Raw genomic sequence first — 22,690 nt, forward strand, 5'->3', positions numbered from 1 at the left:
TCGCGGCGCCGCGACGCACCTCACGGGCCCGGGGTGTGCCCGTTCGGGGCGGCGCTGATGTGGGGGTACTGGGTCGTCCCCGCGCGCGTCGGGAACAGGCCCTGCTGCTTGCACGGCGGCGCGATCGCGGTCGTCACCCCGCTGAAGGCGAACTTGAAGATGTCGTTCTGGAGCGCCGGCGTGATGAACGTGCTGAGGGTCGCGATGAGCTGGTCGGCCTGCTCCTGCGTGAGGTTCTGGAAGGACTCGGGCAGCAGCGGCGTCAGCTCGTTCGTCGCCCCGCCGATCGCGCCGGTCAGCTGGTTGGGCGCGAGGAGCATCGGGACGCCGGACCCGCACTGGCGCGTCTCGTACGACGGGAGTCCCTGCGCGATCTGGTCGAACGTGCCGGGCAGCGTGTACGGGTTCGGGCGGTTCGTCGGCAGCCGGTTGGCGTAGATCGCCAGGTTCTCCGGGTTGATCGGGTTCATCGTGCGCAGGTAGTGCACGAGCGAGCCGTCCGACACCGGGCCGCTGGCCTGGGTCGCGGCCACGACGTTCGCGAAGAACGCGGTCAGTTCGGGCTTGTAGTAGCCGAGGCCGCTCAGCGCGGGGTTGAGCTGCGCCAGCGGCGCGTCGAGCTCGCCCAGGAACGGCGAGAGCTGGGCGAGGAAGCGGTCGAGCGCCGGGAGGCCCTCCTTCGAGGCGTCCACGAGCGGGCCGAGGTCGCGGAACAGCGCGCGCAGGTCGGGCGCCAGGCCCTGCAGCTCCTGCAGCGTCGGCGACAGCTCGCGCGCCGCCGGGCGCAGCTGGGTCACGAGCGGATCGCTGTTGTCGGCGAACTCGGTCAGCCGCTTGACCGTCTGCTCGGACTCCTTCTCGAAGGTCGGCAGGATCCGGAAGATGTCCTGGAGGTTGCGGTCCTGCTGGGCCGTCGTCGAGAAGACGCGGTTGGAGTTCTCGATGAGCGAGCGCAGCTGGTCGTCGCGCGCGGTGAGCGCGTCGAAGACGTCGCCTGTGCCCTTGACGACCTGGCGCACGTCGCCGGACTGCGCGTTGAGGATGCGCAGGAGCGTGTCGGTGTCCGAGGCGAACGGCGCGAGATTGCCCAGCGCGCTGTTGAGGTCCTTGCCGCGACCGGTCAGCGCGACCGCCTGCTGCTGCATCCAGATCTGGAAGTCCTCGCGCGTCTTGGAGTCGAACGCGCGGAAGATCTCGTCGAGCTCGACGGTCGGCGAGACCTGCGACGCGGGCAGGTTGCCGTTCTCGGGCAGCATCCCCTTCTTCGGGGTGCCCGGGGTCAGCTCGACGTAGGTCTCGCCGAGCAGCGTCTTCTGGCGCAGGATCGCCTTCGTGTCCTTCGGGATCGGCGCGTACTGCTTGTCGAGCTCGATGATCGTCTCCGACCGGCCGCTCGCGGTCGTCTTGATCTCCTTGACCTTGCCGACGGACACGCCGGAGATGCGGACGTCGGCCTCCTTGGCGAGCTGGGTCGCCTCGCCGAACGAGGTCGAGAAGCGGTAGCCCTTCGGCGCCAGCGGGATCGGGCCGCCGAAGGCCAGCCACAGGAAGAGCAGCAGACCGAAGCAGGAGAGCGTGAAGCCCGCCATGACGAGGAGCCGGCCGAGGGTCGGGGCCTGCTTCTGCATCAGTGGTCCCTCCCGGCGGTACGGGGATGTGCGGGAGTGACCACTTAGCCCGCACCCCCCTTGGCCGAGGCGGTCGTCGCCGCCGGGCTCGTCTCGCCCTGCGTGCCCGTGCCGGTCGAGCTCGGCGGCGTCGGGCTGCCCGCCCCGGTCGAGCTCGAGCACGCCTGCCGCGCGCTCACCGGGTTGAGCATCTGGATGAGGACGCCGAGCTGCGGGTTGGCGCGCGCGATGTTCGGCAGCGTCTGCAGCGTCGAGCAGGAGGCGAGCACCATGCCCTTGCGGATCGGGCCCTGCGCGTCCTGCGTCGCGAACACCGACGCGCCGGCGTGGTTCGTCCACGCCGCCCAGAACAGGTAGCCCTCCTCGGCGTCGCCGGGCGGGTTGTAGGCCAGCTCGTTGACGAGGTAGTTGACGACCTTCAGCGCGCTCGTGAGGTCCGGCGTCAGCTTCGAGAGGTTCCGCGCCGCGGGCCGCAGGATCTTCACCGTCGGCAGCGACTCCCGCGCGAACGGCCGGATCTTGTCGCGGATGATCGGCGTCGACTCGACCAGGAAGGGGCGCAGCTGGCGCAGGGAGGGACCGAGGGCCCGCGCGCCCGGCCGCAGCGCCTGCAGCGTCGGCCCGAGCGTCTGGGCCAGCCGGTCGGCCTTGGCGAGGTTCGTCTGCGCGACGTTCAGCGTCGGCGGCAGCTGCTGCAGCGTGGAGCGCAGCGCGCGGTCCTGGTTGTTGAACGCCTGGAAGACCGCGTTGGAGGAGTCGACGAGCTGGGCGAGCTCGTCGTCCTTCGTCGCCACCGCCTCGGTGAGCAGGCGGAAGTTGTGGATCGAGCGCTTGATGTTGTCGTGCCGCTCGGCGAGGAGTCGCGTGATCTCCAGGACGTCGCGGCTGGTCGGCTCGAAGCGCCGGAACGTGTTGGCCAGGTTGTTCGCGTTGCCGTCGAGGCCCTGTGCCGCGTTGCCGAGCAGGATCTGCAGGTAGTCGCGCGTGTCGACGTCGAGCGACGCGAGGATCTCGTCGACGTTGACCGTCGGCGCGGTCTGGCTGATCGGGATGACCCAGTCGTCGGCCGCCTTGCCGGCGTCCTTCGTGCCGGGATCGAGCTGGATCGTCATGTCGTTGAGCCCGGTCTTCGGGCGCACGAGCGCGGTCGCGTTCCTGTAGAGCGTCGCGTCGCCGCGGTGGATCTTCATCGTCACCACGGCGCGGCCGTCCTTGAGCTCGACGCTGCCCACCTCGCCGACCTTCACGCCGGCGATCGCGACCTCCTGGCCCTGGCCCGGGGTGATCGCCTGCGCCGTGGAGAGCTCGAGCTTGCGGTCCACGAAGTCCGAGCCGATGACCGGCACCCAGTCGGGGAGGTACAGCCGCTGGTGCGACAGGATGTAGCTGCCGACGCCGATCGCGACGACGAGCAGCACGAGGAGCGCCGCGAAGTCCTTCCAGTGGTTGCGGACGGCGCGGGTCATCCGCCGCTCCTGGCCGCGGACCTGGCGCCCCTGCTCGCCGTCCGCCCCACCCCGGCCGCCCGGAACGGGTTCAGGCGGTCGAGCAGCTGCCCGGCGACGTCGTCCCGGGAGATCCGGGGCGCCGAGCGCGTCCGGGCCGTCCGCAGCTTGGCGGAGCGCCGGCGGGCCGCCGCACGCCGCGCCGCCGCCCGCCGCGACGCCGAACGCCCGGCGGGCAGCGCGCCGGTGGCCGTCGTGACGGTGTTGCCGGCCGTCTCGGGGATCCCGCCGATCGGGCCGGGCGGCAGCGTCTGGTCGGCCAGCGAGACGACCTGCTGCGTGAGCCCGTTGAGGATGTCGCCGACGGTGCCGACGAGCGGCGCCACGGTGCCGGTCGCGTCGCCGAGCGGCGGCGGCGTGCTCTCCGTCGACGCGTCGGGCCGGCCGGTGGCAGCGCCGTTGAGGTCCGGGATCTTCTGCGTGTAGCACGGCACGTCGGGCCGGTACGGCGGGCGCCGGCCCGGATAGACCGGCCGGTTGCCGATCGGCGCCAGGTCGTTTCGGCCGAAGAGCTCCTCGCCCGACAGCGAGCCCTTGCCGGTCGAGACCGTCTGGATGCCGCCGCCCGGCTGGAAGCGGACGTAGATGCCGTTGCCGTCGAAGTTCTGGCCCTCGCCGGCGAGGCCGACCAGGGCGTACCAGAACTCCTTGTAGTTCTCCTTGCCGGTGCTCAGCGCGCCGTCCTGGATGACGATGTCGCCGGTCGGCAGGATCACCTTCGTCACGCACTTGCTCAGCAGGTCGGCCTGCGGCAGCAGCTGCAGCGTGCCGTCGATCGTCTTGGCCAGGTCGCTCGTCGCCGGGCTGAGCTCGCGGGCGACGCCCTGCAGCTCCGACGGCTGCACGAGGGCGCGGGTCTGCTTGATCCACGGGAAGCTGGCGGTGATCGTCGCCGGCGTCTCGCGCACGCCCGGCAGGATCTCGCGGGCGAACGCGCGCGTCGGCGGGAACGCGTCGTTGAGGTCGGCCAGCGTGCGGTTGGTGATCCGCAGGGTCGGGCTCAGCTCGCGGATCGTCGTCTGGAGGTTCGTCGACTCGTCGGCGAAGATCTTCATCGTCGCGTTGAAGTTCGTGACGAAGTCCTGCAGCTGGCGTTCGTTGCGTCCCAGCGCTCCGGTGACCTTCGCGAGGCTGGCGATCGACTCGCCGAGGTCGTCGGGCTGCACGCCGAGGACCGCCTGGTTGACGATCGAGGCGTTCTTCAGCGCCGGTCCCGCGTAGTCGAAGTTGTCGTTGAGCGACTGCGCCGCCGTCTCGCCCCGGGTGTCCGGGTCGGCCTGGGCGTCGTCGGCCGGCGTCGGCTTCGAGGTCAGCGCGCTGCCGTACTCGTCGAGGACCGTCTGCAGCGACTTGCGGGTGTCGAACTGCAGCGACGTCAGCACGTCGCCGAGCTGCACGGGCGAGGCGGTCTGGGTCATCGGCAGCGAGTCGCCGTCGCCGAGCGTCGGCGAGCTCGGCGTCCCCGGCTGCAGGTCCACGAAGAAGTTGCCCTCGAGGAAGATGCGCGGCCGGATCTTCGCGGTGGCGTCCTTGTGGATCGGCAGCGCCTTGTCCTGGAGCTCCAGCGTGACCACGGACGCGTTGGTGTCCTGCCAGCGCTCGATCTTCGTGACCTTGCCGACGTTGACGCCCGCGATGCGCACCGGCGAGTTCTTGCGGATCGAGTTCGCGTTCTCGAAGACGGCGTTGACCCGGAAGCCGTGCGTGAACGGCACGGACTTCGTGAAGCCGAAGTAGCAGATGATCCCGATGACGACGAGCAGCACGACGCCGACCGCGACCGGGTTGACGCCGCGCCGGTCCTTGCGCGGGATCCGGTTGGCGTCGGACTTGGACTTGGAGGCGCGTGCCATCAGTCGGTCAGGCTCGCCTTCGTCTTCGCGGTCGATTGCGACTGGGTGCCCGGCACGTTGCCGATCACGGTGCGGCCGGGCAGGTACTGCTCGTTGCCCGCCTCGCACTCGGCCGGCTGGCCCGGCGAGCTCGTGTTCGGGTACGGGTTCGTGTGCAGGTAGTTGTCGCGGTTCGGGCCGGCGGCGGGCTTGGACGCCGGGCCGCCCTCGTTGTTCGGGCCCTGCGGCGCGGCGACGATGATGAACCGCTGCCACGTCCCGTTCGCGTCGCCGTCGGAGAGCAGGCTCGCGATGTTGCGGAACCAGAGCGTCATGTAGTTGCAGACGGTCTGGGCCGGCTTCAGGTAGGCGATCGTCGGGCGCAGGATGTCCGACGTCGTCTGCAGGTCGTCGACGCCGAGCTTCGTGTTCGGGTCCTCGGCGAAGGCGACGAGCGAGTTGAACGTGCTCGTCAGCCGCTGGTTGAGCGCGACGGTGCGCGGCAGCGTCCGCGTGCCGTCCTCGAAGGCGTCGGCGAGGATGGGGGCGGCGGTGCGCAGCGCCCGCACGCCGGGCCGCAGCTCGTGGAAGAGCGCCTGCGAGTTGGCCAGGAACGGCCGCTGGCGCGGGAAGCCCTGGATCGCCGCGTCGAGCGCCGCCGGGCCGCCCTCGATCGAGTCCTGGATGTCGCCGCGCACGTCCGACAGCGCGGAGAACGTCGTGTCGAGGTTGACGAACAGGTCGGCCTGCGTCTGCGCCGCGGGCGCGACGATCGACGCGGCGCGCTCCAGCGACTGGAACAGCCGCCCGAGCTGCGTGCGGTTGTCCGACAGGTTCTGCATGACCGGCACGAGGTTCTTCAGCAGCGGGTCGAGCTCCTCGATGGCCACGTTGAGGTCCTGGCCGCGGCCGGCGAGCGCGAGCCCGAACTCGTTGAGGTTGACCTGCGAGGCCTGCCGCGTCTGCTCGTCGAACATGTTGAGGACCTGGTCGATCTCGACCGGCTCCGGCTTGGCGTGGGCGACGCTGACCGTGGCGCCGTCGCTCCAGCCGTCCTCGGACGTGCCCTTCGTGATCTGGACGTACTTCAGGCCCAGGGCCGACCGCGAGCGCACGAGGAACGTCGAGTCCTTCGGCAGCGGGTCGACGCTGCGCTGCAGCTTCAGCGTGAGCTGCGCGTAGTACGTGCCGTCCTTGCTGCGCTTGGGCACGATGTCGGCCACGGCGCCGACGCGCGTGCCGCCGACCCGGACGTCGTTGCCGCGCACGAGGTTCGCCGCGTTGGGCACGTCGACCTTCAGCTGGTACGTCGGCACGAACGGCAGGCCGTTGTTCGCGTTGTAGGCGAGGAAGACGGCGACCAGGATGACCAGGACCGTGGCGGCGCCGATCAGGACCGGGTTGGCCGCGATGGAGCTCGAGCGACGACGACCGCCCATCTACCCACCGCCTCCGAGCAGGTAGTCCAGCAGCCGGGTCGTCGCCGAGGCGGACGCCGGAGCCTGGGCCTGGGCGGGGTCGCTCGACGAGGGCGACGGCTGCGGAGCGGCGGTCGGCGTCGCCGCGGGCGCGGCGCCCGGGGCGGGCGCGCCGGACGACGGCGCCGGATCCGGCTGCGGCTCGCCGCCGCTGGAGGGCAGCACCGCGTCGGGCATGCGGATCGGGCTGCCCGAGGCGCCGCCGCCGCTCACGGGCTGGGCGACGGCGGCGTCGCCGGAGCCGCTGCCGCGCCCGGCCGCACGGTCGCGGCCGCCCGGCTCGGGGTAGCGGCGTAGGACCTCGTCGATCGGCATGCCGTGCAGCAGCGCGTCCTGGCGCTTGAGGTACAGAGAGCGCCCGGACCCGCCGTTGCTCGCGGCCACGGCGCGCGCCTCGCCGCCTCCGCTGTTGAACGTCGCCAGGCAGCCGATCGTCGGCTCGATCGCGTAGGTCGCGCAGGCGTTGATGATGAGCCCGGCGCGCAGGTAGTGGCCGGAGGCGTCGAACCCGTTGATCGACGTCATCTGGAAGAACAGGTAGTCCATCGCCCGCTCGATGCCGCCCGTGTCGCGCAGGCTGACCAGGAGCTCGTCGAGATCGCGGGCCAGCGGCGCCGAGGACGCGGCGAGGTCGTTGATGTCCTGCGTGATCGGGCGGATCTCGCGCATCGCCTTCGTGCCGACGACGGCGGCGTCGCCGAGCGAGCGGACCGCGGGGCGCGCGGCGGACGACAGCGGGCCGAGCTGCTCGATGAGGCGGTTGATGTTCGGCGCCTGCGCTCCGAGGTCCTGGAGCACCGGCGTCATCTCGTCGGAGAGGCCGCCCAGGCGCACGAGCGTCGGGCGCAGCTCCTCGAGGAACCTCGGCAGCCGGCGGAAGTTGTCCTCGAGCGCGCCGCGCCGCTCGGCGGTCGCCTGCGAGACGTTGCGCGCCTTCTCGATGAAGTCGGCGACCTGCGTGCGGCGGGTCGCCAGCGGCGCCAGGACCGTGTCCGAATCGCGGGCGAGGTCGGCCAGGACCTGGTTCTGCCGGCGCAGGATGGCGAGGACCTTGTCGGTCTCCTGCAGGGCCGGGTTCGCGCGGCGGATGACCTCGTTGAGGTCCGCGCCGCGCCCCGCGAGGCCGGTGCCGAGCTCGTTGAGGATGATCGTGAGCCGCTGGCGCTCGGGGAGCCGGTAGATGTTGTTGATCAGGTCGAGGTCGACGTTGCGCATCGTGTTGCTGACGGGCAGCAGGTACTGCCCCTTGCCGTCGCCCTTCTCGATGCGCTGCAGCGGGGGCGGCGGGTTCTGGCCGTCCTCGCGCGGCTGCGTCGGCGTGCACTCGACGAACTTCTCGCCGATCAGCGACTGCGGCCGGATGATGCAGCTGGCGTCCTTGCGGAAGTCGCCGAAGCCGGGCTTGTCGATGCGCAGGACGACCGCGGCCTTCTTCTCCGGCGTGACCTCGAGCGACTCGATCTTGCCGACCTTGACGCCGGCGACCTTGACGTCCTCGCCGGGGATCACCGAGAACGCCGAGTCGAAGATCGCGCGCACGCGGTAGGTGTCGTCCTCGCCGCCCCGTGTGAGGACGACGGCGACGACGACCACGACCACCGCGGCGGCGATGACCAGGGCGATGCCGGCGACGCGCCTCATGGCCCGGGCAGCACCAGGGTCGGGTCGCAGTCGAGCTTGCCGTCGGTGTCGCGCCACGGCGCCGAGCCGTCCTGCGCGGGCTGGCTGGCGGCGCCCGGGCAGCGCACGACGTTGCCGGTCGACGTGCCGGTGATGCGCGACACCGGGCTCTGCGGCGTGAGCAGGCCGCCCGCCGGGTTGCTCGTGAAGCTGAACGGCGTGAACATCGGCTGGATGCGCGCGTAGTGGCCGTTGGCGTCGTAGTTGGAGGCGCCCTGGCCGAAGTCGCGCAGGAAGCCGACGAGCTCCGGCGTGTACGGGCGGATGAACGTCAGCACCGGCAGGCTCTTGCGCAGCGCCTGCGTCGAGCTCGCGAACGCCGGCTCGGCCGCCTGCTCCAGCGCCGGCGTCTTGTTCAGCAGGTCGATGAGGTCGTTGTCGCTGCCCGAGCGCGAGATGAGCGTGCGCAGATCGGCGACCGTCGGGCGCGCGTCGCGCACGAGCGGGCGCAGCGCGCGGAAGAACGGCGCGAGGTCCTTCGTGGCCGGCTTGGACGCGTCGACGAGCACCGTGAGGTCGTCGAGCGTCGAGCGCAGGTTGACGAACGTCGAGTTCGCCCGGCGCAGCGTGAGCGGCAGCTGCTGCAGGTCCGTCACCAGCGCGGCGCGCTCGTCGCCGATCGCCTTCGCGGTCAGGTTCGCGTTCGTCACGAGGTTCGTCAGGTCGTTGCCGCGCTCCGACAGCGCGCGCGTGACCGTGGCGCCGTTGGCCAGGAAGTCGCTGAGCGCCTGCTGGTCGCGCGTGAGCTCGTTGACGACCCGCCGGGTGGTCGACAGCGCCGGGTTGAAGTACAGCGCCGCCTGGTTGGCCTGCTCACCCTTGTTGGCGAACTGCGTCGCGGAGCCCTGGATGACCTCCTGCAGCGCCTTGAGCGTCTTCGGGTCGAGCGTGTCGAAGAGCTGGTCGAGGTCGACCGGGGCGGTGGTCTTCACGGAGTCGATCGTGGCCCCGTCCGGCAGCGCCTTCGCGTTGTTCGGCGCCATCGTCAGCGTGATGTAGCGGTTGGCGACGCCCGAGAGCGAGGTCTGGCGGATCAGCGCGGTCGTGCCCTCGCGCAGCGGCGCGTAGGCGTTGTCGACCGCGATCTTGACCTTCGCCTGGTTGTCCTTCGTCAGCGTGATGTCGCGCACCGAGCCGATGCGCCGGCCGCCGACCTGGACGTCGTCGTCCTTGACGAGCTGGCCCGCGTTGGTGAACACCACGCTGTACTCGTGCCGGCCGCCGCCGCGCAGGAGCAGGAAGGCCACGACCGCGATGGCGGCGGCCAGGGCCAGCAGGGCGATGCCGCGGCTGAGGGTCATTCACTCCATGCCCAGGGGACCCTGGGAGTCCCCGGACAGGAACTGGCGGACGAAGGCGTTGTCGGAGTCGAAGAGCTGCTCGGCCGGGCCGGACTCGACGATCCGCCCCTTCCACAGCACCGAGATGTGCTCGGCCACGCGGCGGGCGCTCATGATGTCGTGCGTGATCACGACGTAGGCGCCGCCGTTCTCGTCGTGGATCTCCTTGATCAGCTCGCACAGCAGCGCGGTGCGGACGGGATCGAGGCCCGAGTCGGGCTCGTCGAAGAGCACGATGTCGGGGTCCAGGACCAGCGCCCTCGCGAACCCGGCGCGCTTGCGCATGCCGCCCGAGAGCTCGTTGGGCATCTTGTCGCCCGCGTCGGCCAGGCCCACCTCGCGCAGGCGGCGCTGGACGATCTCCATGACCTCGTCCTCGCCCTTGTCCGTGTGCTGGCGCAGGGGGAAGGCGACGTTGTCGAGGAGGTTCATCGAGCCGAAGAGCGCGCCGTCCTGGAAGAGGACGCCGAACTTCTTGCGCATGTCGAAGAGCTCGTCGTCGTGCATGTTCGGAACGGACTCTCCGTGCACGATGACGTCGCCCTGGTCGGGATACAGCAGCCCGACCATGTGCTTGATGCAGACCGACTTGCCGGTGCCCGAGGGCCCCAGGATCATCGAGATCTTGTCCTCCGGGATGCCCATGTTCAGGCCCCGCAGGATCTTGTTGCGCCCGAACGCCTTGTGGACGTCGACGAACTCGATCGCGTCCTGCACGCCGGTCGGGCGCTGCACGCCGGTGTGCCACTTGAACTCGTCGTCGTCCGCGCGGTCGCGGGGCTCGCTGACGATCGAGAGGCGCTCGCCGGGCGGCTCGGCTGCGTCGTCCGGACGCGGTTCGTCTCGCTTGTCGTCAGCCACCTTGCTCACCCTCCGATCGGGGCGCGTGGATTGGCGCCCCAGAAGACCTGCGTGCCGAGCATCCCGATGAGATGCACGAGCACGATGTTCAACACCATGGATTTCGCCGTCGCGGTGCCGACTCCCACCGGACCGCCGCTCGCGTTGTACCCGTAGTAACAGCCGACGAGCACGATCGCGGTGGCCATCACCATCGCCTTGATCATGCTGTAGAGCAGGTCGGGCGGGTTCTGGAACATCCAGAATATGAGGAAGTAGCCGCCGCTCGAGACTTCGCCGATCTGCTCGACCACCGCCAGGTACGACGCGAAGAACCCGGCGCCGATCGCCGCCAGGTACATGAAGGGCAGGACCATCCAGGCCGCGAGCAGCCGTGTCGCGCAGAGGAACAGGACCGAGTCGATGCCCATGACCTCGAGCGCGTCGATCTCGTCGGAGATCCGCATCGAGCCGAGCTCGGCGACGATGCCCGTGCCGACCTTCGCGGCCATCATGTACCCGAACGCGTAGGGCACCAGCTCGCGCAGGTCGCACCATGCGGCGAAGACGCCGGCGTACGAGGGCGAGCCGACGGCGCGGTTGAAGTACGCGCCCTCGATGCCGCACTGCAGGCCGATGATGAAGACGAGGCCCCAGATGACGATCGTCGAGGAGACGATCAGGATGCCGGCCTGGCGCAGCGCCTCGCCGAAGAACCGGAAGACGCGCAGGCTGTAGACCTGGCCGAGGATCCGGCCGCAGAACTTGGCGATCTCGCCGAACGACGCGAACCAGTCGCGCGGGACGGTCAGCCAGCCCACTACCTGATCACCTGGATCTCCGGGTGCGTGGCCAGCAGCGTCTGCGTGAAGACGTAGTTGAACGCGAACACGCCCAGGAAGGCGATGACGACCGCCTGATTGACGGCGCGGCCCACCCCTTCCGCGCCGCCGGACGCGGTCATCCCCTTGTAACAGCAGACGATCGCGATGATCGCGCCGAACATCGTGCACTTGAGGACGGAGCCCCAGAGATCGGTGGTCGACGCGTTCGTGAAGAAGGTCGCCCAGAACGGGCCGAGCGGCGCCCCGTTGACGAGCGTCGCGACGATGCCGCCGAAGATGCCGAACAGCAACGCGTAGATGTCGAAGAGACCCGTGACCAGCATGAGGGCGAGGAACCGCGGCACGACGAGGTTCTTCACCGGGTCGACCCCGAGCACCTGGAGGGCGTCGAGCTCCTCGCGGATCTTGCGGGCGCCGAGGTCGGCGGTGATGGCGGTGCCGGCGACGCCCGCGAGCACGATCGCGGTGACGAACGGCGCGAACTCGCGGATCGACGCGAGCACGAAGAAGCCGCCGAGACGGTCGAGCGCGCCGAAGAGGACCAGGAAGTTCGCCGCCTGCAGCCCCGGGGCGCCGTAGCCGAAGGCAACCGTGCTGACGAGCAGCGGGAACCAGCAGAGCTTCAGCGCGAACAGGAACTGGCTGACGAACTCGCCGCCGTACGGGTAGGGCGGACGGAGGGCGGACATGATCGTCTTCCCCGTCAGGATCATCATGTCGCCCACCTCTTCGAGCAGGTTCTTCGTCGGCAAGAACGCTCGATCGGCGACGTCTCTGACCATCATCACCCCCCTCAGGAGTTCCCCGGATCCGCTTGGGAATCGTGCTGTTCCCCCACGGCGGGCCGGATCGTATGGGACTACCCGGATCGCTGCCAAACCGCAACCGTTCAACTGAGACGCAGAACGGGAACGAAACTTGCGGTGCCTGACCGACTCGATCGAGTGCTAGCGTCCCCGCCCGTGAGAGGGGTCCTCGCGTTGACGGCATGCTGCGCGCTTCTGGCCGGCTGCGGGGGCGGCGAGCGGCAGGATCACGCGGAGAAGAGCGCGACGTACGACCTCGACGTCGTGTCCGCCGACTTCCCGAAGGATCAGAGCATCTCGGCGCCGGCCGAGCTGACCATCGCCGTCAGGAACACGGGCGATCGCACGATCCCCAATCTCGCCGTCAGCCTCGACGGCATCTCGTCCGCGAACGACCAGCCCGGCCTCGCGGATGCGCGTCAGCCGGTCTGGATCGTGGCCGACTCGCCGACGGCGGCGGACACCGCCTACGACTTCACGTGGACGGTCGGCAAGCTCGACGCCGGCGCGACGAAGTCGCTGACGTGGCGGCTGACGCCGGCCACGCCCGGCACGCACAGCCTCACGTGGACGGTCGCGGCGGGACTGCACGGCAAGGCGAAGGCCCGGACGAAGGGCGGCGGGCTGCCGACCGGCAAGTTCACGGTGCGGGTCTCGGACGCCCCGGCGCAGGCGACGGTCGACCCGCAGACGGGCGACGTCGTCGACAAGTGAGACAGGCGCCGCGCGTCGCCTGAGCGCTGCAGTGAGCGCTGCGGCGGGTAACCCCGATCGCGGCCGTCGTTACTGTGACGGCCTACGACCTCCGGGAGGCCTGTCTTGCGGCGCAACTTCGATCTCAGCACGGCGCTTGTCGCCATCGGCGCCATCGCGGTGCTCGTCAGCCTGTTCCTCGAGTGGTACAGCCCGGGGCTGAGGGCGTGGGACGTCTTCGAGATCGTCGACTGGGCGCTGCTCGCCCTGGCGGTCGCGGCTCTCGTGGTGGCGGGCGCCGAGGCGTCGGGCGCGAGCGCGCCGACCACGCGGCTCGGCTGGATCTGCGGGATCGTCGCGCTCATCGTGATCGCCCAGATCCTCGATCCCCCGCCGGCGGCGCGCGACGCGACCCGCGAGATCGGCGCGTGGATCGCGCTCGGGGGCAGCGCGGTGATGGTGATCGGGGCGGTCATGGCGCTCGCGCAGATCTCGGTGACGATCGACGTGTCCGAGCGCGAGCGGCGCCGGCGCACCGCGGCGGTCGACGCGCGCGCGGGTGACGAAGGCGGCTCGGGCGGCCGCGGTCCGGGCGGATCGCGCGGGGCGCACGACGCCGGAGCGCACGAGCAGGAGTCCGCGGAGGGGCGGCGAAGCGGGCTGTGGGGCAAGGGTGGGACGCGTTCGTCCGGTTCGTCCGGCTCGTCCGGCTCGTCCGGTTCGGCGCGCCCGCGCCGTGAGCCCATCGTCACGCCGCCGCCTGCCATGGGCGACGACCCCGACCGCACGCAGCCGCTCTCCCCCGCCGATCGACCGCCGCCCGAGTGAGCCCCGCCACCGCAGCCACCACCTTCGAGGTCCTCGCCTTCCGCGCCCTGCCGGTCACGGGGTCGGTGGCCGTGCTCGAGCTGGAGGGCCGCTTCAGCGCGGCGACCGCGCAGGGGCTGCGCCGGCCGCGGCTGCTCGTCGAGGGCGACGAGCACGTCGAGTGCGAGCCGGTCGGCGGTCCGGCGGACGCCGCCGCCGGTCCGCGCGGCGTGCCATGGCGCGCGTCGTTCGCGGTGCCGCTGGACGTCGTGGATCGGGCCGGGTACGTGCTGGCGGTCGGGCGCGACCTGCTCGTCGAACTGCCGGCGCCCAACCTGGACGCCGGCGACGACGACCTTCCGCGGATGGCCCGGCTGGCGCGCGAGGTCAACGAGCTGCGCCGGGCGCTGGACGCGGCGTCCGAGCGCGTGACCGTGGCCGAGGACCGTGCGCGACGGGCCGCCGAGGCGCGCCACCGCGTCGAGGACGACCTCGGGCAGGTGCGCACGGAGCGCGACGAGGCCCGCGCCGCGGCGACGGCCGCTTCGGCCGCCCGCGACGAGGCGATGAGCGAGGCCCAGCGCGCGCGCGAGGAGGCCGATGGCGACATCGTCCGGGCCGGCCAGGAGGCGGCGCTGAAGCTCGAGGCGGTGCAGGCCGCGCATGCGGCGGCGATCGAGGCGGCGCGGACCGAGCACGCCGCGGCGCTCGAGGCGGCGCGGACCGAGCACGCCGCGGCACTCGAGGCGGCGCAGGCGGAGACGCAGCAGGCGCGTGACGAGCTCTCGGCGGAGCTCGCGCTGGTGCGCGCCGACGCCGAGACCCGGCTCGCGTCGGCGATCGCGGCGGCCGAGGCCGACCGGGAGGCCGCGCTGGCCGAGGCCGAGCGCGAGCACGAGGCGGATCTCGACGTCGCGCGCGCCGGCGTTGCCGCGGCGCGGCGGGACCTGGAGGCGGCGCGGGCCGAGCTCGAGGCGCTGCGCGGGGAGCGGTCGCAGGCCGCCCCGGCGACGGCGGCGGCGGCGCGGCGCGCGGCCACGTACGCGGACCAGCCTGGGGCCGAGCCGGACGTCGCCGGCGCGTTGGACCGTTCCGGCGAGCCGGACCCCGCCGCCGAAGGCGACCGCTCGCGGGCGGAAGCCGAGGACGCCGCCGCCGAAGCCGACCGCTCGCCGGACGAAGCCGACCGCTCCGCCGCCCGAGGCGACCGGTCGCCGGCCGAAGCCGGCCACTCCGCCGTCGAAGCCGACCACTCGCCGGCCCTGTCGGACCAGTCGCCGTCCCACCCGGACCAGTCGCCGGCCCAGCCGGACCGCCCCGCCGGCGGACCGGGCGCCCCCGACACCGACCAGCACACCGTCGCCGGTCGCCCCGGGCCGCACTCGCGCTTCAGCCTATTCCGCGACCCCGACCGCGGGTCCGAGGCGCCGACGCTCGGTCCGGAGCCCGCCCCGCGCGGCCGTCACGACCCGAGCGTCGTCCCGACCGAGGCGCTCGACATCGACGAGGGCGTCCGGGTCCTGTCGCGCCCACCGCGCCGGCGCCACGCGATCTCCGACGAGCGCGAGCCGGAGCGGCTCGCGCCCGGGGCGACGCGCATCGGCGCCCGCTCGATGGACCAGACCGTCCGCCGCCACCGCGCGCTCGAGCCGCAGCGGATCGGGGCGCTCGTCGCGCTCGCGATCGCGATCGCCGCGTTCATCCTGGTGGTCGTGCTGCGCATCGGGCCGATCTGACGAGAATCGTCACCAACACGTGGTGATTCGTCACACGCGCCGCGCGACGATGGCGACATGCCCGACGTGCGTCACCTTCTGCCCACCCCTCGGGACAAACCTGACGCACGTCCGCGAGCGGTGGCCGTGCTGGCGCACCAACAGCACGGAGTGGTCGCCGCCCGGCAGCTGAACGCACTCGGCGTCAGCAGTTCGACGATCGCCCGCTGGACCGCCGACGGCCGCCTGCTGCGCCTGCATCGCGGGGTCTACGCCGTGGGCCACCAGGCGCTGACCGCCGACGGCCACCGGATGGCGGCCGTGCTCGCCGCCGGGCCCGGGGCCGCGCTGTCGCACCGGTCCGCGGGCGAGATGCGGGGCGTGATGCGCTGGGCCGGCCCGTACCACGAGGTGACCGTCCCCGGCGCCGGGGGCCGGCGCCGGCGGGCGCGCCGCGTCCGCGTGCACCGCGGTCGCCTGGACCCCGCCGACTGGACCGTCGTGCGCGGCATCCCGGTCACGACGGTCGCCCGGACGCTGCTCGACGTCGGCGAGGTGGCACCGTCCCGGCTCCCCCGCGCGGTCGAGGAGGCCGATCGGCAGGGGCTCCTCGATGTCCCGGCGGTCCGCGAGGTCATGGCGCGCAACCCGGGGCGCCGCGGCCTCAGACCCCTCGCCACCGCACTCGAGCTCCACACGCCCGAGCCCGCGTTCACCCGCTCGGGCCTCGAACGCGCCGCGCTCGCGCTCATTCGCGACCACGGCCTCCCCCGCCCGAGCGCCAACCTCTGGCTCCACGGCTACGAGGTGGACCTGGTCTGGCCCGATCAGAAGCTGGTCGTCGAGCTCGACACGCGCGGCTTCCACGGCACGACCTCCGCCTTCGAACGCGACCGACGGCGCGATGCCGACCTCCAGGCCCGCGGCTATCGCGTGATGCGGTTCACCGACCGCCGCATCGCCGACGACGCCGCGGCCGTCGCCGCCACGATCGCCGCGGCGCTCTCGCGAGCTACCGCGGCAGCCGCGGAGCGATGATGCGGTACGCCTTCAGCCCGAGCCCGAGCCGCTCGCGGTCCTCGGACTGCATCGGGTCAAGCCCGGTCAGCTCCTTCACCCGGTCCAGCCGGTACGCGACGGTGTGGCGATGCGCGTAGATCGTCGCCGCGGTCGCGTTCATGTTGCAGTTCTGCTCGAGATAGGCCTCGAGCGTGCCCACGAGGTCGGTCCGGTACTGGTCGTCGTAGCGGACGATCGGCTCGACCGTGTCCTCGTAGAAGGACCGCACCTCCTCCGGGTGCGAGGCGAGCACGCGAAACAGCAGCCGGTACGTGCCCGTGCCGATGTCCTCGGCGATCGGCGCATCGGACTGGCGCAGCACGTCGAGCACGAGCTCGGCCTCCTGGATCGCCCGCGCGATGTCGGCGGGATCCGAGTAGAACGAGGACGCGCCCACCGTCCCGTGGCGCTGCAGCCGCGTCGCCAGCCGGCGCGCGGCCTCGAGCGTCCGCTCGGGCGCGTCGTCGGCGCCCACCGCGGGCAGCAGCGCGTACACGCGCGCGTCGTCCATGTGCTGGGCCAGCGCGCCCGGATGCTCGCCGGAGATCGTCGCGACGACGTGCCGTGGACGGTCCGTGGTCAGCTCGGCGCACAGGACGACCGCGCCGCGCGACAGGTCGCAGCCGAGCCGGCCTGCACGCCGCACCACGTCGCGCGCGTCGAGATCCGGTCGCGATCGCAGCTCCTCCAGCAGCGAGCCTCGGAGGTTCTGCTCGACCTCCTCCTTGGCCTCCTCCACGGCGACCTCCGTCAGCGACGCGACGGCGGCCAGGTGCAGGAAGTCCGAGGCCTGGGGCGCGGGCGGCGCGTCGCCGGGCAGGAGCGCCACGACCCCGATGGTCTCGTCCCCCGACGTGATCGGCGCCTCGGCGACCAGCGACGACGGCAGCGCCGACGGCCGGCCCTTGACCCGCTCGGCCGCGAACCGGCGCAGCTCGCCGATCTCGGTGCCCTCGGGATGCATGACGGCCACGGCCAGCCGCGGCACGATGATCGCCACGGGCCCCCCACAGGCGTCGGACGCGAGCTGGGCGACCCGGATGAGGCCCTCTCCGGTGAGCACCGCGTCCACCATCTGCAGGTGCAGCGCGCGCAGCCGGGCGACCAGGCCGTCGACGGAGGGATCTCGAGAGTCGGGGTGGGCTTGAGCCATCAGACGAGCGGCAGGGCAGCATGGCCGTGGGCGGCGGGCGATCGGCCCGCCACCCACGGCGCATCCATGCCGGGTTCGCTAGGGCGAGGCCGACGCCGCCGCGTCGGGGTGCGCCTGCAGGATCTCCTCGCCGGACTCGCCGGTACGGACCCTGAAGGCCTGCTCCACGGGCAGCACGAACACCTTGCCGTCTCCGACGGCTCCCGTGCGCCCATGCTTGAGCACGGTGTCGACGATCGTCTGCGCGTCGCCGTCTGCCACGACGCACTCGATCTTGACCTTGGGCCGCAGGTAGTTCGTCAGCTCCGCGCCGCGGTAGCGCTCGGTGATGCCCTTCTGCCGTCCCGACCCCTTGACCTCGCTGATCGTCAATGAGGGGAAGCCGAGGTTCAGCAGCTCCATTCGGATGGGCTCGAACGCCTCGTGCCGGACGTAGGCGACGACCATCTTCATGCTGGGACCTCCTGAGACGTCGGGGCAGGCGCCGCGGGCGCGTAGGGCCGCGACGACAGCGCGCCGTACCCCTCGAGCTCGGGCGTCGGGATGAACTGCTCCGGATACCCGTACATGCCGTGCTCGGAGATGTCCAGGCCTGCATCCTCCTCGTCTTCGCTGACGCGCAGGCCGAAGAGCGCCTTGATCGAGCCGAACGTGATCATCGAGAGGACGAACACGAGGGTGAACGCCGCCGCCACGCCGACCGCCTGGACGCCCAGCTGCTTGAACGAGCCGCTGTAGAACAGGCCGGGATCGCCGATGCCGTTGTACTTGGCCAGCCGGGTCGACGTGAACAGGCCGCACGCGAGCGTGCCCCAGATGCCGGCCACGCCGTGCGCCGACAGCGCGCCCACCGGGTCGTCGATCCTCTTGTCGATCGCCAGGACGGCGAACACGACGATGATCCCCGCGACCAGGCCGATGATCGGCGCCGCCCAGAACTCGACGTAGCCCGACGGCGCGGTGATGGCGACGAGCGCCGCGATCGCGCCGTTGCCCACCATGCCGACGTCCAGCTTCTTCTGCAGCAGGTAGATCGTCGCGCCCGCGCCGATCACACCCGCCGCCGCGGCCAGGTTCGTCACCACGACGATCTCGGCGAAGCGGTTGTCGGCCGTGCCCAGCGTCGAGCCGGGGTTGAAGCCGAACCAGCCGAGCCACAGGATGAGCACGCCCAGGCCGAACAGGGGCATGTTGTGCCCCGGGATCGCCCGCGGCTTGCCGTTGGGCGCGTACTTGCCCTTGCGCGGCCCGAGCAGGAGCAGCGCGGCCAGCGCCCCCGTGGCGCCGGTGAGGTGGACGATCGTCGAGCCGGCGAAGTCCTGCATGCCGTTGCCGACGCTGGCCAGCCAGCCGCCGCCCCAGATCCAGTGCGAGACGAGCGGGTAGATGACCGCCGCGAAGACCACCGCGTAGATCGGATAGGCGATCAGCTTGATGCGCTCCAGCGTGGTGCCCCAGACGATCGCCAGCGAGACCGCGCAGAACACGAACTGGAAGAAGAAGAACGCCGCCGTGGATCCGGTGATCTGGCCCTCGACGAAGCTCCCGGCGTTGATGGTGTGGCCGAAGGAGAAGAAGAACCCGGAGTCGCCGGCCAGCTTCGCCCCCCCACCGAAGGCGATGGCAAAACCGACGGCCCAGTAGACGATCGAGGCGATCGAGAAGTTCATGAGGATCTTCGCGACCACGGCACCGACGTTCTTGCCGCGCGAGAAGCCGATCTCGAGGAGCGCGAAGCCGGCCTGCATGAACATGACCAGCACGGCGGCCACGATCACCCAGGTCACGTTGAGCTGATCGGCGAGGTCACCGATCGATGGTCCGTCCTGTGCGAGCGCGGCCGCTGGCAGCAGAAGCGATACGAGCACGCCGGCGATGACGGCCCGCCCCAGGCGGGGGTGAGGCATGAGCCCTCCTGATTCGTTGACAGGTGGCGCTCATGCTCAGGCAGCGGCCGGGACGGGTCATTGGACCAGTGTCGAAAGATCGCCCAGCGCGACTTGTCCAGGCTGTCGAACTCGGGAGGTTCGAGCCCGGCAGGCGTCGTACCGGCCTCCGCGTCCGGGAGGCGGGGCGCGTGCGATCGCCCCGTTGGCCCGGAGTGCGAATCCGGCTGGCCGTTCTTTATCCACGGGGATAAGGTCGCGCCCAGCCCGCTGCCGTAGCCTCGCCCACGAGCCGAATCCCGTCGACGAGAAGGACGAACCCCACCCATGCCCGCCCCGAGGACCCGCCAGCAGAACGTCACCGCCGCCCAGTGGGCGGCCAACGGCGCACTCGGCCCGACCGATCTGACGGAGAACATCGACTACTACGGCGAGAACGTCTTCTCGCCCGCCATCCAGAAGGACCGGCTGTCGAAGGACACCTACCGCAAGCTCCAGATCGCCGTCGCCAAGGGCGAGGGCCTCGATCTCGGGCTCGCCAACGAGGTCGCCAACGCGATGAAGGAGTGGGCGCTCGAGAAGGGCGCGACCCACTACACGCACTGGTTCCAGCCGCTCACCGGGCTGACCGCCGAGAAGCACGACTCGTTCTTCGACCCGCAGGGCGACGGCACCGCGATCACCGAGTTCAAGGGCAAGGAGCTCATCCAGGGCGAGCCGGACGCGTCGTCGTTCCCCACCGGCGGCATCCGGGCCACGTTCGAGGCGCGCGGCTACACCGCCTGGGACCCGACGTCCCCCGCCTTCATCCTCGAGAACCCGAACGGCGCTCTGCTGTGCATCCCGACCGCGTTCGTCTCGTGGACCGGCGAGGCGCTCGACCAGAAGATCCCGCTGATGCGCTCGATGGAGGCCCTGTCGAACTCGGCCGTGCGCGCGTGTGAGCTGCTCGGCGTCGAGGCCAACCACGTCTTCACCACGGTCGGTCCCGAGCAGGAGTACTTCCTGATCGACGAGCAGTACTACTTCGAGCGCGCGGACCTCGTGAACACGGGGCGCACGCTGTTCGGCGCCAAGCCGCCGAAGGGCCACGAGCTCGACGACCACTACTTCGGCTCCATCCCCGAGCGGATCCTCGCGTTCATGATGGACGCCGAGCGCGAGCTGCAGCGGCTCGGCATCCCGATCAAGACGCGCCACAACGAGGTCGCGCCGAACCAGTACGAGCTCGCCCCGATCTTCGAGAACTCGAACGTCGCCAGCGACCACCAGCAGCTGACGATGCAGATCCTGCAGAACAAGGCGCGCGACTACGGCCTCGTCTGCCTGCTGCACGAGAAGCCGTTCGCCGGCGTCAACGGATCCGGCAAGCACAACAACTGGTCGATGGGGACCGACAAGGGCGTCAACCTGCTCGACCCGGGCGACACCCCGCAGGAGAACCTGACGTTCCTGTTCTTCTGCGCGGCGGTCATCCAGGCCGTCAACCGGCACCAGGCGCTGCTGCGCGCGTCGGTCGCCAACGCTGGACAGGACCATCGCCTGGGCGCCAACGAGGCGCCGCCGGCGATCATCTCGATCTTCCTGGGCTCCGAGCTGACGAAGGCCTTCGAGGCGATCGAGAGCGGCTCGGGCGACGGCGGCACCGTGAAGGAGACGCTGGAGCTCGGCACGCCGCTGCTGCCGGTGCTGCCCAAGCACGGCGGCGACCGCAACCGCACCTCGCCGTTCGCGTTCACCGGCAACAAGTTCGAGTTCCGCGCACTCGGCTCGTCGATGTCGCTGTCGCTCCCGAACACGGTGCTCAACACCATCGCGGCCGAGGCCATGGACGACCTGACCGCCCAGCTGCGGCCCCTGGTCGACAGCGGCAAGCCGCTGATGGAGGCGGTGCTCGAGGTGGTCAAGGACGTCTACGCCGCCAACAAGCAGATCGTGTTCGACGGCGACGGCTACTCGGAGGAGTGGCACCAGGAGGCCGAGGCCCGCGGCCTGCTGAACCTCCCGGCGACCCCGGCCGCCCTGCCGTGGCTGACGAACGAGCAGACGGTCGCGGCGTTCGCGAAGTACAACGTGCTCTCCGAGCGCGAGCTCGAGGCGCGCGAGGAGGTGCTCACCGAGCAGTACGTCGTCAAGCTCAACATCGAGGCCGAGACGGCGGCGAGCATCGCCCGGACGCAGATCCTCCCGGCCGTCGTCCGCCACCTGGCGGAGCTGCGGGCGGCCGGCAGCGAGACGCTCATCGGCGAGACCGAGGAGCTGCTGCGCGAGCTGGTGTTCGCGATCCAGAAGCTCGAGTCGGTCAACGAGATCCACGAGGACGACACCATCAAGCAGGAGGCTCGGTACATGCTCGAGACCGTGATCCCGGCGATGGACGCCGTCCGCGAGGTGGCCGACAAGCTCGAGCGCATCGTGGCCGACGACCTGTGGCCGCTGCCCAAGTACTGGGAGATGCTGTTCATCAAGTAACGAGCCCGCGACAACGCGCGACGGTCTGGCGGCGCGGGCGCGGGCGCGGGCGCGGCGTAGGCTCCCGTCCGCGATGAGCGCCGGGATCGTCTACGAGCTGCTGCGGTTCCGCACGCGCGACCGGGGCGAGACGACGGTCTACCTCGTCCGCCATCCGCTGCGCGCGACGCGCGTGACGATCCACTCCTTCGAGGAGCCCACGCGCCTGGACCACTGGTGCGCCGCGCACCGCCGCCCGGAGGCGATCGTCGCGGGCTTCTTCGTCCGCGACCCGTACCGGCCGCTCGGCGAGGTCCGGCTCGGCGGCGCGGCGGTCGAGCACGAGCCCGTCGCGCAGCCGTGGACCGGTTCGCGGTCCTGCGTGTACGTCGACGAGTACGGCGTGACGCTTGGCCCGCGGGAGGCGTTCGGCGCCGCGCCCGACGGCGACCTCGTGCAGGCGGGACCGCTGCTCGTCCACGAGGATCGGGTGGTCGTCGAGGACGGCGACCGCGAGGGCTTCTCGGCCGGCGCGTCGCAGTTCGACTCGGACATCACGATCGGCCGCTACCCGCGCTGCGCGCTCGGCGTGAGCGGCGACGAGCTGCTGGCGGTGTGCTGCGACGGGCGGCGGTCGGGGGTCGACGTCGGCCTGGAGCTCGGCGAGCTCGCCCGGCTGCTCGTGTCCTACGGCGCCCACGAGGCGATCAACCTCGACGGCGGCGGATCGTCGACGCTCGTGCACCGCGGGCACCTCCTCAACCGCCCGTACTCGAACGACGACCAGCCGGCGCCGGAGTCGCGGCCGATCCTCACCGCGCTGCTCTTCGACCCGGTCTCGAGCTAGTACACCCATCCGCAAGTTCTTCGGGTCTCGGTGGAATACCTCGAAGAACTTCCGGACGGCTGCACTAGGGAAGCTCCAACCCGGCGGGCGCGGTCCGCTCGCAGCCGCGCCGCGCCGACGCGAGA

18 protein-coding genes are annotated in these 22,690 nt (G+C 71.3%); 6 read left to right on the plus strand and 12 right to left on the minus strand.

The annotated features are described in order from the left end of the window. Positions 1-20 precede the first annotated feature (20 nt). The 9 genes from DSM104329_RS22155 to DSM104329_RS22195 are packed head-to-tail and all read right to left on the minus strand — an operon-like array spanning position 21 to position 11,864. Positions 21-1,628 carry an MlaD family protein gene (locus DSM104329_RS22155; protein WP_259312031.1) on the minus strand — a complete coding sequence of 536 codons (1,608 nt, stop codon included), beginning with the start codon at positions 1,626-1,628 and terminating at the stop codon, positions 21-23. A 44-nt stretch (positions 1,629-1,672) separates the two neighbouring features. Continuing rightward, positions 1,673-3,094: an MlaD family protein gene (locus tag DSM104329_RS22160; protein WP_259312032.1), complete on the minus strand. Its 1,422-nt coding sequence runs from the start codon at positions 3,092-3,094 to the stop codon at positions 1,673-1,675. Further along, positions 3,091-4,986 carry an MlaD family protein gene (locus DSM104329_RS22165; protein ID WP_259312033.1) on the minus strand — a complete coding sequence of 632 codons (1,896 nt, stop codon included), beginning with the start codon at positions 4,984-4,986 and terminating at the stop codon, positions 3,091-3,093. The genes DSM104329_RS22160 and DSM104329_RS22165 overlap by 4 nt, the downstream gene beginning before the upstream one ends. Further along, a complete protein-coding gene (locus DSM104329_RS22170; protein WP_259312034.1) occupies positions 4,986-6,404 on the minus strand; it encodes an MlaD family protein in 1,419 nt (472 codons plus the stop codon). The genes DSM104329_RS22165 and DSM104329_RS22170 overlap by 1 nt, the downstream gene beginning before the upstream one ends. Beyond that, a complete protein-coding gene (locus tag DSM104329_RS22175; protein WP_259312035.1) occupies positions 6,405-8,084 on the minus strand; it encodes an MlaD family protein in 1,680 nt (559 codons plus the stop codon). Beyond that, positions 8,081-9,424, minus strand: a complete 1,344-nt coding sequence (locus tag DSM104329_RS22180) for an MlaD family protein (RefSeq protein ID WP_259312036.1) — start codon at positions 9,422-9,424, stop codon at positions 8,081-8,083. Before DSM104329_RS22180 ends, DSM104329_RS22175 begins: the two co-directional genes overlap by 4 nt. Continuing rightward, a complete protein-coding gene (locus DSM104329_RS22185; protein ID WP_259312037.1) occupies positions 9,425-10,324 on the minus strand; it encodes an ABC transporter ATP-binding protein in 900 nt (299 codons plus the stop codon). Positions 10,325-10,329: 5 nt separating this feature from the next. Further along, complete coding sequence (locus tag DSM104329_RS22190) at positions 10,330-11,124, minus strand: ABC transporter permease (RefSeq protein WP_259312038.1); 795 nt, start codon at positions 11,122-11,124, stop codon at positions 10,330-10,332. Then, positions 11,124-11,864: an MlaE family ABC transporter permease gene (locus DSM104329_RS22195; RefSeq protein ID WP_259316246.1), complete on the minus strand. Its 741-nt coding sequence runs from the start codon at positions 11,862-11,864 to the stop codon at positions 11,124-11,126. The genes DSM104329_RS22190 and DSM104329_RS22195 overlap by 1 nt, the downstream gene beginning before the upstream one ends. Before the next feature lie 246 nt (positions 11,865-12,110). Here DSM104329_RS22195 and DSM104329_RS22200 point away from each other — a divergent pair, with 246 nt between their 5' ends. The 4 genes from DSM104329_RS22200 to DSM104329_RS22215 all read left to right on the plus strand — a co-directional run bounded on the left by DSM104329_RS22200 (position 12,111) and on the right by DSM104329_RS22215 (position 16,207). Continuing rightward, positions 12,111-12,668, plus strand: a complete 558-nt coding sequence (locus DSM104329_RS22200) for a COG1361 family protein (protein ID WP_259312039.1) — start codon at positions 12,111-12,113, stop codon at positions 12,666-12,668. Positions 12,669-12,773: 105 nt separating this feature from the next. Next, positions 12,774-13,475, plus strand: coding sequence for a hypothetical protein (locus DSM104329_RS22205; protein WP_259312040.1), 702 nt, complete (start codon positions 12,774-12,776; stop codon positions 13,473-13,475). Next, complete coding sequence (locus tag DSM104329_RS22210) at positions 13,472-15,190, plus strand: hypothetical protein (RefSeq protein ID WP_259312041.1); 1,719 nt, start codon at positions 13,472-13,474, stop codon at positions 15,188-15,190. Before DSM104329_RS22205 ends, DSM104329_RS22210 begins: the two co-directional genes overlap by 4 nt. 120 nt (positions 15,191-15,310) lie before the next feature. Further along, the gene (locus DSM104329_RS22215; RefSeq protein ID WP_259312042.1) at positions 15,311-16,207 is read left to right on the plus strand and encodes a type IV toxin-antitoxin system AbiEi family antitoxin domain-containing protein; all 897 of its coding nucleotides are present in this window, start codon (positions 15,311-15,313) and stop codon (positions 16,205-16,207) included. Here DSM104329_RS22215 and DSM104329_RS22220 read toward each other — a convergent pair. The 3 genes from DSM104329_RS22220 to DSM104329_RS22230 all read right to left on the minus strand — a co-directional run bounded on the left by DSM104329_RS22220 (position 16,182) and on the right by DSM104329_RS22230 (position 19,288). Beyond that, on the minus strand, positions 16,182-17,381 hold the full coding sequence (locus tag DSM104329_RS22220; RefSeq protein WP_259312043.1) for a PucR family transcriptional regulator: 1,200 nt from the start codon (positions 17,379-17,381) through the stop codon (positions 16,182-16,184). The genes DSM104329_RS22215 and DSM104329_RS22220 overlap by 26 nt on opposite strands. Positions 17,382-17,459: 78 nt before the next feature. After that, complete coding sequence (locus DSM104329_RS22225; protein ID WP_259312044.1) at positions 17,460-17,834, minus strand: P-II family nitrogen regulator; 375 nt, start codon at positions 17,832-17,834, stop codon at positions 17,460-17,462. Continuing rightward, entirely contained in the window at positions 17,831-19,288 is a 1,458-nt protein-coding gene (locus DSM104329_RS22230; RefSeq protein ID WP_259312045.1) for an ammonium transporter, read from the minus strand. The genes DSM104329_RS22225 and DSM104329_RS22230 overlap by 4 nt, the downstream gene beginning before the upstream one ends. 306 nt (positions 19,289-19,594) lie before the next feature. Here DSM104329_RS22230 and DSM104329_RS22235 point away from each other — a divergent pair, with 306 nt between their 5' ends. Both DSM104329_RS22235 and DSM104329_RS22240 read left to right on the plus strand, forming a co-directional pair. Beyond that, positions 19,595-21,739 (plus strand): glutamine synthetase III family protein, encoded by a 2,145-nt coding sequence (locus DSM104329_RS22235; protein ID WP_259312046.1) that lies wholly within the window; start codon positions 19,595-19,597, stop codon positions 21,737-21,739. Between the two features lie 73 nt (positions 21,740-21,812). Further along, positions 21,813-22,565, plus strand: a complete 753-nt coding sequence (locus DSM104329_RS22240) for a phosphodiester glycosidase family protein (RefSeq protein WP_259312047.1) — start codon at positions 21,813-21,815, stop codon at positions 22,563-22,565. Positions 22,566-22,690 lie beyond the last annotated feature (125 nt).

Source organism: Capillimicrobium parvum, assembly GCF_021172045.1.
In the GTDB taxonomy this organism is placed as follows: Bacteria; Actinomycetota; Thermoleophilia; order Solirubrobacterales; family Solirubrobacteraceae; genus Capillimicrobium; species Capillimicrobium parvum.